10 protein-coding genes are annotated in these 12,895 nt (G+C 43.6%); 3 read left to right on the top strand and 7 right to left on the bottom strand.

All coding sequences use genetic code 11. The annotated features are described in order from the left end of the window. Positions 1–51: 51 nt before the first annotated feature. The 5 genes from D7D25_RS07525 to D7D25_RS07505 all read right to left on the bottom strand — a co-directional run bounded on the left by D7D25_RS07525 (position 52) and on the right by D7D25_RS07505 (position 7,982). Positions 52–819: a hypothetical protein gene (locus tag D7D25_RS07525; RefSeq protein ID WP_122968362.1), complete on the bottom strand. Its 768-nt coding sequence runs from the start codon at positions 817–819 to the stop codon at positions 52–54. A 9-nt stretch (positions 820–828) separates the two neighbouring features. Then, the gene (locus D7D25_RS07520; RefSeq protein WP_255417231.1) at positions 829–1,602 is read right to left on the bottom strand and encodes an endonuclease/exonuclease/phosphatase family protein; all 774 of its coding nucleotides are present in this window, start codon (positions 1,600–1,602) and stop codon (positions 829–831) included. 23 nt (positions 1,603–1,625) lie between these two features. Further along, positions 1,626–3,401 carry a RagB/SusD family nutrient uptake outer membrane protein gene (locus D7D25_RS07515; RefSeq protein WP_122968360.1) on the bottom strand — a complete coding sequence of 592 codons (1,776 nt, stop codon included), beginning with the start codon at positions 3,399–3,401 and terminating at the stop codon, positions 1,626–1,628. 162 nt (positions 3,402–3,563) lie between these two features. Continuing rightward, a complete protein-coding gene (locus D7D25_RS07510) occupies positions 3,564–6,944 on the bottom strand; it encodes a TonB-dependent receptor (protein WP_122968359.1) in 3,381 nt (1,126 codons plus the stop codon). A 9-nt stretch (positions 6,945–6,953) separates the two neighbouring features. After that, entirely contained in the window at positions 6,954–7,982 is a 1,029-nt protein-coding gene (locus D7D25_RS07505; RefSeq protein ID WP_158602571.1) for a FecR family protein, read from the bottom strand. A 292-nt stretch (positions 7,983–8,274) separates the two neighbouring features. Between D7D25_RS07505 and D7D25_RS07500 the strand changes: the two genes are divergently transcribed. Both D7D25_RS07500 and nfo read left to right on the top strand, forming a co-directional pair. After that, positions 8,275–8,871 carry an RNA polymerase sigma factor gene (locus D7D25_RS07500; protein WP_158602570.1) on the top strand — a complete coding sequence of 199 codons (597 nt, stop codon included), beginning with the start codon at positions 8,275–8,277 and terminating at the stop codon, positions 8,869–8,871. Positions 8,872–8,933: 62 nt separating this feature from the next. Beyond that, a complete protein-coding gene (gene nfo / locus D7D25_RS07495) occupies positions 8,934–9,776 on the top strand; it encodes a deoxyribonuclease IV (RefSeq protein WP_122968356.1) in 843 nt (280 codons plus the stop codon). 20 nt (positions 9,777–9,796) lie between these two features. Here the strand turns inward: nfo and D7D25_RS07490 are convergent, their stop codons facing one another. Continuing rightward, a complete protein-coding gene (locus D7D25_RS07490; RefSeq protein ID WP_122968355.1) occupies positions 9,797–10,444 on the bottom strand; it encodes a hypothetical protein in 648 nt (215 codons plus the stop codon). A 398-nt stretch (positions 10,445–10,842) separates the two neighbouring features. Then, a complete protein-coding gene (locus D7D25_RS07485; RefSeq protein WP_122968354.1) occupies positions 10,843–11,598 on the bottom strand; it encodes a copper homeostasis protein CutC in 756 nt (251 codons plus the stop codon). Positions 11,599–11,817: 219 nt separating this feature from the next. Between D7D25_RS07485 and D7D25_RS07480 the strand changes: the two genes are divergently transcribed. Continuing rightward, positions 11,818–12,726, top strand: coding sequence for a glycerophosphodiester phosphodiesterase family protein (locus tag D7D25_RS07480; RefSeq protein ID WP_122968447.1), 909 nt, complete (start codon positions 11,818–11,820; stop codon positions 12,724–12,726). Positions 12,727–12,895 lie beyond the last annotated feature (169 nt).

Here is a 12,895-nt window from a genome sequence, read left to right as displayed (position 1 = left end):
GGCTTGGATAACCATGATCCGATTTGTATTATCCTATTGATGGTTTTTACATTATAGGAACTCCACCTGTAACAGAAAGTGTTTTATATTTCCGCTGACCGACCCCTCGGTGAAATCCCGGAACTTCCATTTCATGGAGCCGAACAGATAAATAGCATATTCACTATTCTTGGCGGAATTCTCTATTATTTCCAGTGTATATGTGCCGTCGGTCAGTGTGGAAATTAGGGATTCCAGAGTAGGCACGAGGTTTCTCCTGATCGTACCGGTCACCAAGGTCGAAGATGTTTGGGCCGATCTGAAAAGGTTCGCAGAAACTGATATCTGATTTTCGGAGTCAAAAGAGAGGAGCGCCGTACGAACTGTAAGACCTTGCTTAATTTCAACAGTAATCGGTATCATTCTGCATGCATCTGCGACAATTGTTTGTTCCATTTCTGGGACAGGTTTCTCATATAATAGAACGCTCCCTCTGTATTCCGTTTCTGTTGTTGAAACAGGAACGAAAATAGGAAATCGTTCAGCTAAAACGGCAATATTGGCTCCCGGGTTAATCCGTGGCGTTCCATAAGTTACATTGGCCCTGTCCAGTATAACAACATGGCTGTCGTTTCCTTTTATTGCCGAACTCACTGCATTGTAATTGTGGGCAGTAAAAGGATTATTTCCCGTTAAATCGGAAACAAACGACACTCTTGCCGTTCGCGTTTTATCCCATTCTGTCCCGGGCTCCGGCTCTTCATTATCGTTTCCTGAGCAACCGGATATTAGAAAACAGAAGAATGATGCAATCAGGTATAAATTGATTTGTTTCTTCATAACATTTCCTTATTGAAGTTCAACCTCTGCTAACAGGGCACAATGGTCTGTTATTGCCGCGCTATTGGATAATACCTGGTATGATTTTACATTCCATTTATCGGTTGGTTGGGCGAAGATGTAATCTATCTTACGGGACGGATTGGAAGCCGGAAATGTAGCGAAATTATTACATACCCTTTTCCATGATGCCATCCCGGTACTTATTGCCGTCTCACTGGGAAATGCGTTGAAATCACCTGCCAGTAAAGTGGGAAAAGAACTTCCGATAGCCCCATTCAATTGCTGCACCATAGATTGTCTTACACCGTCGGTCGAGTGATCCAGGTGGGTTACTGCCATACGTATTTTCTCACCTGTATCGGGTAGGATTACATCAATAAACAAGACAGTGCGCATTTCTTTCATTTCGCTGGCGTTGCCGGTCAGTTGTGTATTGGATATTTTTTCAATAGGGTATTTGGAGAGGATGGCTACTCCATATTCTCCCTGGGAATATGCGATTGCGCGTCCAAAAGCTGAAAAATATCCAGTTTCCGCTGCCAGTTCCGTCGTAAAATCACGGAATCCGTTTCGTGCTGTTTTGTAATCTATTTCCTGTAACATCACGAAATCAGGGTTATACTGTTCAATATAATCTGCAAAGGGGGCAGCATTGTATCCGACCATTTGTCCGGACATGCGGGTATTGATGTTCAATACCCGGATAGTGGTTTGCGATGTCAATGTCCCAGATGCTAGTAATAACAATAAGGAACACACTATATATTTTAATTTATTCATTATCGAGTGCTATTTTTGTTTGATTAGTCCTCCCATCCAGGGTTATTTGGCCGCAGATTCGGATTCAGTTCCATTTGTCTGTAGGGAAGGGAGAATAGGTAATTTTTAGGATTTTCAAAAACACGGGAATCATCAAAAATAAGAAATCCATTCTTGTCGAATTTCTTGCTGGATGTAAATACTGACTGATCATAGGCATAATCCTTGCGGATACCTTTCAAAATTCCCATTTCCTGCCGCTCTGGAGTTTGAGATTTGTCCACTCCCAATTCATATCCTTGTTCCCATCTTACCAGATCGAACCAGCGATGCCCTTCCATGAAAAGTTCCACACGGCGTTCACGTTGTAATTCCGTTTTCAGATCCAAGCCATTGGCATCCAGTTCGCTCAGTACCATTTTTTTCATACCCACTCTGTCTCTAAGGAGATTGATGGTTTCGTCTATTACGCTTTGATTAAGGCTCCCCAGATTATACATAGCCTCCGCATAATTCAGAAGTACTTCTCCGTAACGAATGAGAATAATATCATTATCATCCTGATTGTAAATCGAAACTCTTGAAGGCTCACAATATTTCAGGCAGTAATATCCTGTGTTAGTTACGGCACCTCTACCGTCGTTATTGAATTTGGGAGATCTGAAAATGTTCGTTCTGGAAGCGTTTTCGTCAGGATTGGTTGTGCCTCTACCGTCCACTTTTCCGTACCATTTGTCGTAGCCGGGATATACGATGGATTGTTTGAGTCTTGGATCACGGTTTACAAATACACTGTCGTAAGCGCTGTAGGCCGGTGTATAGGTGCCGTTTCCTTTATATAATGGCGATTTGTCGATCGGTAATCCGTCAATACACAAGTAGCTGTCGACAAGAGATTTTGTCGGATTGAAACGAATGATCTGATCGGGTACCTGTAGTTCCCTACTTAAATTATGCCGGGTTGGGTTGGAGAGTTCAAAATTATATACATACGACAAAATGGCTTCTTTGTTGTTCGCATTTCTGGAGGCCCTTCCTATAAACGTAAACAGATCAAAATAGTCCTGGTTCGGACGACCTGTGGAATAAAGTTGATGATAGGCGAATCGCCCGCCGGGCATCAATTCTTTGGCGGCATCCCTTGCTCTTTCCCAGCGTTTGTTTTGTAATGCCACACGCGACTCAAATGCCTTTGCTGCGGCACCAGAGATACGCCCGAAGTCGGTAGTTGCAGGGTTGATATGTGGGGGTAAACTTTCGGCTGCTTCTTTTAACTCATCCAACATAAAGTCGACGATGGTTTCCCTCGATGTCCGAGGAGCCATCATGGCGTCATCTCCAGCATTTACAGGTTCTGTCACAAAAGGAACATCTCCCCAGAAACTGGTAAGATAGAAATAGATGAAAGCCCTTAGAAAACGGACTTCCCCGGCATAACTCTCTAATATTGCGGGATCTACCGTGGTAGCTCTCGTGTAATTTTTAAGGAAGTGGTTACATCTTCTTAGCTGCTTGTAAGAATCCCGGAAACGGGTATTCAACGTACTGAAATCGGATCCGTACAATCCACTACCAACTTGTCGCCACCCACTCATCGTATACCAGGGAGCATTGTCACTCAGCCCTTCCGACATGTTGATGGGCAAGTCCTTTCCTGACAAAGCCCAATAACAGGCATTAGCGGCATTCTTTACCTGTAGTTCCGATTCCCAGAAGTTTTCGTCAGAGAGTTCATCCAAAGGAGCTCTTTCCAGAAAACTGTCGTTACAGGAAAAAAGAAACGGGAATAGAACCAGTATTAATAATGTATTCTTTTTCATACGATATTCATTTTATTTTTTCATTATTTTTTCATTATGGTGTATAGAACCCGAACGAATAATTAATTTAACGATTTATTTGTCTATTGATAATTACCGAATTGTCACATTGTAACATCATCAAATTGATTTATGCTTATTCCATATTGAGGTTTATTTGGTTTAGTGAAGTGTTATATTCACACCGAACACAAATGTCTTGATTTGCGGATAGTTTCCTCCGCCCTGCACTGGTCTTTCGGGATCGGCCGAAGAAAAATAATTTGTAAGCGTGAGTAAATTGTCTGCAGATGTATATATCCGGCACCGATCGACATTGATTTTCTGAGTTAGTTTGGTAGGAAGCGTATATCCTAATTGTAAATTCTTTAACCGGAGATAGGCGGCATTTTCCATCCAGAAAGTAGAAAAGCGCTGGTTGTAGTTCTGATTGTATGTGAAACGCGGATAAGCTGCATTGGGATTGGGATTGGATGACTGATACCGATCGGCATGGAACCATTGTGGATAGGTTGACTGATCGGTGAACGCATGGCGGGCAGGCCCGTAAATATATCCGTCTACTTTTCCTACTCCCTGAAACAGGAAGCTGAGATCGAATCCCTTGTACCCCATGTTCCCTTTAAAAGAGTAAGTACAGCGGGGAATGGAACTACCTACCACTTTCCGGTCATTATCAAGATCAATGACACCGTCACCATCCAGGTCCTTATACTTTATATCACCTGGTTGTACCAATCCGGCGTCTCCCGACATGATGGGGAATTTCGGATTTTCATATTTCCCTGAGACAGGATTGTATTTTTCAAAATCGGTGGGCACGGCAATTCCGTCGGCAACCAATCCGTAAAGAGCCTTATCGGGATAACCGACCATAGTGATATTATCAGATCCGATAATGGCACCTTCCCATTCGGTGATTTTATTTTTCACATCTGCCAGCATAAATGTGGCTCCGTAGGTGAAATCGGTTCCTATACGGTCTTGCCAGCCAATCTCAAGTTCCCAGCCTTTGTTTTGCATTTCTCCTCCGTTTTCATCCATGACCGAAGGAAATCCACCTACGGCGGGCAACTCTCTCTGGTATATCATTCGCCGGGTTTTACGTATATAGTAATCTCCGGTAAAAGATAAACGGTTGTTCAAGAAGTTGGCGTCAATCCCGATATTGGTTGTATGCAGCATTTCCCATAACAGATTGGGATTGCCGATATAGGTTTCGGCGTACCCGTCGTTGGCCACACCTCCTATGGTGGGAACAGTGACACTGGCGATACGGGACATGTATGGGTAATTGTCGGATCCGGTCGAGAATTGGTTCCCCAATATACCCCATGAGGCACGGACTTTCAATTGATCTAGATAATCCTTTGTAGAGCTCATAAACTCTTCTTCGGAAATACGCCACGCCCCCGAGAATGAAGGAAACCATTCCGCCCTGTTCCTTTTGATGAAGCGGGAGGTAAGATCATACCGCAGGTTGGCTTCCAATAAATAACGTTCCTTGAAATTGTAATTGATCCGTCCAAATCCGGAACGCATTGCCCAATGGTTCGCGGTTGCGCTGTTAGCTTGAGAATCAGGTGAACCAAAGTCAAGGATTGGGTCTTTTTCCGTGATCAGGTTTCTTCTGAGAGCATTGAACTGGTCGGCTCTCTGCCATTCCTGTTGAAACCCAAGCATCGCGTTGAGAGAGTGATCGCCGATATTTAATTTATAATCGGTTTGCGCGAACAGGGTTTGACTAAGGGTCCGATAATCTTTGTTTTCTATTGAGTTAGGGGTGTTCGTTGTGTACCATATATCGTTCGTTTCCGGATAATAGAAATGGATAGTCTTACTTAACAGGTTCCTGAAACTGTTTGACTGGCGTGTAATATAATTGGCAGAAGCCGTCCATCCTTCGAGAATATCCATCTTTACAGAGAAATTGCCCGTAAATTCCTGTGAGGAAAACTGCTGTCCACCTCCGTCGGTAAGATAAGCCACCTGATTGGTTTGTCCGCCCCCGTAACCCCATCGACCATCAGTAAAACGTACTGGTACGGTGGGTCTTGTCCGCATAGCGTTATACAACGCACCTCCGGTAAGGTCGAAAGACGCATTAGGTGCAGAGAATTGGCGGTCAATATAGCCCATATTCGCTGTAATGTCGAAACGGTTGGCTACTCTTGTATTGAGTTTTAACCTGATATTGTGCCGGTTTGTATGTGTAGATTTGCCCACGGTCAAACCATCCTGATTCAGATAGCCGTAAGAAAGCAGGTACCCCATATTTCGTGCTTTGCCGTCGACACTGGCATTCAGGTTGTATTGCGGAGCTGACGATAAGAATGTTGCGTCAATCCAATTGGTGTTAGCATAATAGTTGGGATCTGTTCCGTCAATGGCTTTCTGAATATCCTCCGGTGTATAATTCTGAATGCCTCCCACATTTGCCTGAGCCTCATTTTCCCATGCCATGAATGTAGGGCTGTCAGCCATTTTGGGGAGCTTGGTGGGTGTTTGCACGGCATAATATGTGTCAATGCTGATACGTGGCGCGCGTTCGTTCCCCGATATGTTTTTTGTGGTAATCAGGATAACTCCGTTGGCGGCCCTGTTCCCATAGATGGCTGCAGAAGCAGCATCCTTTAATACTGAGATGCTTTCGATATCATTCGGATTGATGATGTTCATATCTCCTTCCGCGCCATCGATCAATACAAGGGGATTATTGTTGCCTCTTGAGCCAACACCCCGGATTTGTATAGTAGCATTGGATTGCCCCGGTAATCCTCCGTTTGCATTGGCTGTAACAGTCATCCCCGGAACAAGTCCCTGTAAACCGGTAGACACATTGGCTATCGGTCTCTTTATCAGGTCTTCAGATGAGATCACACCTACAGACCCCGTCAAATTAACTTTGCGTTGTGTACCATAGCCAACCACAACCACTTCATCGAGCAATTCGGAATCTTCATTCAATACGACGTCTATCGTGCTCCGCCCGTCACGAGGTATTTCTCGGGCAGTGTATCCAATATAAGAAAACAAGATCACCGCATCGGCAGGAACCGATAAAGAGTACCGCCCCTCTATATCGGTCACGGTCCCGTTGGAAGTCCCTTTTTCCACAATATTTACGCCGATAAGAGGCTCGTTTTGCATGTCCGTCACACGTCCGGAGAGAACCGACACCGGCTGTGTTTGTTCCGGTTCAGGCTCCGCCTGCTTGTTTCGAACAACGAGGTAATGGTTATTATTCCTCTTCTCATATGTGAATTCCGATTCGCTCAGTGATTTGTACAACCACTCTTCCATATTGTTGGTTTCAGCATCAAATGCGGGAGCTTCTTCATTCTGAATCTCGGTAGCGTTGTATGACACGGATTGCCCTGTAGTCTTTCCAATTTCATTGAGTCGCTCCAACCTGTGTATCATCGACTCGGCAGGAAAACTACTTGCATTCTGCACGGTAGCGGACAAACTCCCAAGGCCCACCCAGCATAATAGGGCGACTGAGAGAGTGATCCTGCGCATTCCATCCATTTTAATTCCCATAATTTTTTCTTATTTAATCAATTCAACTCTGTTATTATTTCTCTTATAATGCACATTATATAATTTACATATTGTGGTAAGTATTTCTTCCTGTGGCGTGTTTAAAGTGAATGATGTCACTATCCTTTGGTTGTCATTCACAGCATGATCGTAGATCAGGGTAATATTAAATGTCTGTTTCAGCCTGAAAGCCACTTCCCTGATGGTCGCCTGTTCCAGCATGATGGTTCCCGACCGCCATGCGGCCATGTTTCCGGCATCTGTTTTACCACCTACAAACTCGTTATTCCCGTTTTTGACAGAGACTTTATAATCCGGATCCAGGATGATTTTATTCTCTTTTTCATCGTATACCTGTACACGGCCCGTATTGACCGAGATCACCTGTTCTTCGAGTTGGGCATACGCCCTTATATTGAAAGAAGTGCCTAATACCTGTGTACGGATCCCATTGGGAGTATGAACGATAAACGGCCGGCTTGCCTCTTTTTTTACATCGAAGAATGCTTCTCCCTCATCCAGCCATATTTCACGGGTATGAGCGTTGAATTTTCCCTGTCGCAGGCTGATAGTCGTCCCCTGATTGAGGAAAATGGTAGAGCCGTCGGCCAGTACGATCTTTTTCATATCGTTGCCGGTTGTGAATTGTTTCTCAATCGCGGGAAATTCCGACGATATTGCTGTTGTGCCTGTAAGAGAGGTATCTTTGGTGAACGGGAATGTCAATAAGATAAGAAGCAAGGCTATTGCGGCGGCGCTGCTTCCTATAAATAGAGGAATCCGCCGTATAGTCTTTCCTTTGGAATATCGGGGGGACCCGATCCTTTTCATGATTTCTCTCCGGTTCCTTGTGATAGCTTGCTTTAACTCCTTGTCGGTTAGCCTTCTCGTTCCCCGAGCCGGCTCATAAGACTGCTTTAATAATTCTATGACATTTTTCTCCTTTTGAGTGGTTTCGTTGTTATGAATGCGCCGAAGAAAATATTTTAATAAAAATTTTTCTTCATTATTTTTTTCAGGCAAATTATCTTTATCCATATTCATTTTCGGTTCTTTCTTATATATATTACGGAATGAAGGGATTGTTTTTCCCTGACTTTTTGGTTAATAAAGCTTAATGCGCTTTTTGGTCTATCTTAGAATGTTTATTATTGTGACGTTTGTGAAGCGACCATTTTTCGATGAATAAAAAAAAGTAACATTTTTGTAATTTTTTCGCAGTAAAAACTTAATTTGGCTTATGGGCCTTTTTATGGATGAAATAATGTTTCTTTGTAGTGAAATCAGATGCAGTTAAGGAGACCGTATGATTAAAAAGTCGGATTATTTTTTGCTTGGGTTAATTTCGGAAAAAGATCGGAAAGCTTTTGCTTTGCTTTATGACCGTTATATCAAACTAGTCTATAAGTTTGTTTACCAGGCATTGAACGATCAGGAGCGGACAGACGATCTTATTCAGGAGTTCTGGATGAAGGTGTGGGAAGATCCCTCTTTCCTGAAATGCAACGAGCAGGGTTCAGTACAATCCTATATGTTGAGATACCTTCGTTTCAGAGTGTTGGATGTATATAGGGAAACATTGAAGGATATGGTCTCCATAGATCAATTGGAAGAAACCATGGCGTTCAACTATCAGGATATTACTGCTGCACTGGATGAAAAAGAGTTATTACTGGTAATCCGTGAAGCATTGGATAAACAGCCCTATGTGGTGCGGAAAACATTCTGGTTGCGGATTAATGACTGGTCGGTGGAAGAAACCGCGAAAGTGTTGTCCGTGAGCAAAAAAACAGTATATAATAAATATTCGGAATCACTGTCGATTGTCAGGTCGCATCTGAAAAACAATCATCCTGAACTGATCGAAGATTTTAATTCGGCCTTAAACGGTAAAAAGATATTTTCATTGCGTACCCTCTTTTTCTGACGGTTGCTCTTTTGCTTTGAACCTTTATCGTCGTATCTTTGTCCATTAAAATATAAATAATCATGAAATTTATCGGAGCTCATATCAGCGCGTCGGGCGGTGTGGAAAACGCCCCCCTTAACGCGTATGCCATCGGGGCAAAAGCGTTTGCCTTCTTTACCAAGAATCAACGACAGTGGTTTGCCTCACCCTATACCCAACAGAATATCGACCTTTTCAAATCACGTTGTGAAGAATGCGGTTACTCCCCCAATCATATACTGCCTCACAGCAGTTACCTGATCAACCTGGGACATCCCGAAGAGGAGGGACTCAACAAATCGAGAGCCGCTTTTAATGATGAGATGAGGCGATGTGAACAGTTGGGAATCAACCGGCTTAACTTTCATCCGGGAAGCCACCTGAACAAGATGCCGATCGACGCCTGCCTCGACAGGATTGCCGAGTCGATCAATATAGCGCTTGAAAAGACTCATGGAGTGACAGCGGTCATCGAGAATACCGCCGGGCAGGGAACCAACCTGGGATACACATTTGACCAGATTGCCCATATTATTGATAAGGTGGAAGACAAAACTAGGGTAGGGGTTTGCCTTGATACCGCGCATACACTGGCCGCCGGTTACGAGATCAGAACCAGGGACGGTTATGACATGACAATCCATCTGTTCGACCAGATAGTGGGTTGGCATTATTTAAAAGGGATGCATATCAACGACTCGAAGAAAGAACTGGCTTCGCGCGTGGATCGGCACGACAGCCTCGGAAAAGGCTTGATGACCATGGATCTGTTCTCATTTATCGTGAACGACCCCAGGCTCGACGACCTGCCGTTGATCCTTGAAACCCCCGATGAATCGCTTTGGGCAGAAGAGATAAAATTGCTTTATTCGCTTCAGAAATAATTTTGAAATGAGAATATTGCCTATGGTTTTTTGAAATAAGTCTCTTTTTTCACATATACCAAAGTGTCATTTGCTTTCAGTTCGCCTTTAAGATAATCGAGATCGAGGTAATTGGCGTCTGTGCTGCCCCTTGTAATAGTTGAAGATTTGATGAAAATATTATAGGTGGATAGGAAAAATCCTCCTTCGATGAGTTTACCTTGCAAAGTGGCATGAAGATCCGCTTCTTTTCCGCTTACAACAGCAAGTCCCATTTCGGTATAGGGGGCAAATTTCACCACCTCGCTCAGATTTTTCGGTATTAAAAAGAGGCTGTCGTTTTTCACATTTATTTGCATGGAGGTGTCCAGGCAAGTTGGGCAAACAACTCTGGCCGTATTTCCTTTTCCCAGAAGAATGGTGGTAAATCGTATGGTGGGTTCTCTCAGCACATCTACCCTGGGTTCCATGTCTACAATATAAATATTGCCCATCTTACCGGCAGGGCCGGTTATTTTTATTGAACTTCCGTCAATTTCCTTGTTATCTGTAAAAGCATAAATGTCTGAAATGACCTGTTTATAAGGTTTGTATATTCCAGGCTCATAAGCGGGATTCGAATGCTCCTCGCTACAGGAAGATATTATCACTGCAACCAAGATTATAAAAACAAAATGTATATTCTTCATATGATTAAGACTTAAAAACTGTTTTGAATTTTACGAGTAATTATTTCACGCTTGTTTTTCCACTCTTTCCTATTGTTTTTTGCCCTTTTTCGCGCCTTTGAACTTTCATTTCTTTTAAGTGGCCCGCCACATTTCAATCAATGAAAATCCAAATCCATCAAAAAATGGCTAAAAAACAATGGATGAAAAAATTCAAAACAGCTTCTTAATTATTTTCGATGTGATCCATGATCTGTGAAAAATAATATTCGACCTGAAAAATGTATCATGGTACAAATATAATAATAACATCTAACACTATGAACTATATGTATGTGTTTTTTATCTGTTAGACCTCAATATTTTACAGAAAACGGTTACATTAGCCGTTCCCCGAGTTTACTGTGGTAAGACCGGCATTATTGTTTCAGCTTTTCCAATGCAGCCACTGTTTTGCGGACCAATTCGGAATGGGTGACCTGTTGTTCGTATTCCTCGATCATCACCATGGTACCCCCCATTTTAATATTGGGATTGCGGTAGATCATGCCACTTTCCACCGGCTTTCTTGCCGAAAGATGAAATTCTTTAGCGCCGGTCTCCCTTGCAATAGCGGCTATATTATCCATATTGATGCCACTGCCGGGCATAATGATGATACGATCTCCCGCATGTTGTACCAACTCTTTCAGCAGCGGGATACCTTGCTCCGCCCGTGGCCGTTGTCCCGAAGTGAGTATCCTGTGACATCCTAACGAGATAATTTTCTCCAGACTGTCGAATGGATCGCGGCACATGTCGAATGCGCGGTGAAAGGTGACACTCATGCCATCGGCAGCTTCGATCAACTCCCGGTTACGCCCCATGTCTACGTCCCCCTCTGCCGTCAGACAGCCGACCACTACACCGTCCACCCCTAATTGGCGGGCTATCTCGATATCTTTCAACATGATTTTATGTTCCAAGGACGAATAAAGAAAGTCGCCGCTTCGAGGACGGATGATCACGTTGAGTTTGATATCCAATAACTCTCTGGCCATGGCCATGTCGCCATAGGAAGGGGTCGTTCCCCCCTCGGGGATGGCTGCGCAAAGTTCCACACGATAAGCGCCCCCCCTTTGTGCTTCCAAACAACTGGCGACAGAGTTGGCGCAGATTTCCAATTTATAATTCATATTTCAAAGACTTTTATCCCGGTGTTATCGGATTGTTTGGTAAACATTCTATTGACATATATAAAACATTTCAAAGATACAAAATTAACGGGAGCCCGGCGATTGTGTTTCCCACAATACGGCAAAAAACATACTCTATTCCGCTGTGCGTATTATTATTTTTTCTACCTTTATGTTGTCCTTTTGGGAAATGAATACTTTATTAAGATAATCTATAAAATGGCTGCTATAAAAATCAACATCAACCTGTTTTTTGTAATTTCTCTTTTATTGGTTTCAGCGCCTTTCTTGCACGGTTGTAAGACCAAGGAGGGTGAGGAGAATTATATTAAATTTAAAAAGCTTGGGGATACGCGTCAATATTTTGCTTACAAAGGAGACAGTTCAATACTCTTAAGTGGGCACAGAGGCGGGCGTGAGGCCGGATATCCGGAAAATAGCATTGAAGGATTCCAGCATGTGTTGAACCAAATGCCTGCTTTCTTCGAGGTCGACCCCCGCCTGACCAAAGATAGTGTTATTGTACTTATGCATGACGCCACACTGGACAGGACTACTGATGCAACCGGCAATCTCTCCGATTACACCTTTTCCGAGTTACAATCGGTAAGGTTGAAAGATCATGAAGGAAATGTCACTTCCGCCAAAATACCCACCCTCGAAGAGGTGATCAAATGGAGTAAAGGCAAGACCGTTGTCAATCTTGATAAGAAAGATGTACCGCTTCATATGATTGTGGAGTTAATCAAGAAGCACAAGGCGGAAAAGCATGTAATGCTTACAGTACACACCGGAGCACAGGCAAGATATTATTCCGACAGATTACCGGGAATCATGTTGTCAGTGTTTGCAAGGACGGATGAAGAATTGGCAGATATGGCTATTTCCGGTGTCCCCTGGGAGTGCATGATTGCTTATGTGGGACAGACGATCAACGACTCCAACAGACATATTGTCGAACAGTTGCGGGCCAAAGGTGTCAGATGCATGGTGTCATACGCTCCATCACTCGATCGGCTAAAAACAGCCGAGGAAAGAGAATCTGCCTACAGACAAGCAATCAGGTTAAGTCCCGACATCATTGAGTCAGACTATCCGGTGGAAGTATGGAAGGTCCTGAAGGATTGAGTTGCCGGTATCCCTGCTGACTGACGCCCCGGATCTCTTCCGTGGCTTCTATTTTTTCCTGAGGAAGCGGGATCTGCGGGATGGCCAGGCTGTTCTTATACCGGTGCGGGGCATCGATCAGAAGGCATTTCCGCCCACAAGCTCTTTAACGTTTTTTTTGACATTTAGG

This window comes from Proteiniphilum sp. X52, assembly GCF_003712195.1.
Classification (GTDB): domain Bacteria; phylum Bacteroidota; class Bacteroidia; order Bacteroidales; family Dysgonomonadaceae; genus Proteiniphilum.
The sequence above is the reverse complement of the archived record's forward strand: the minus strand, read 5'-3'. Positions and strand labels throughout refer to the sequence as shown.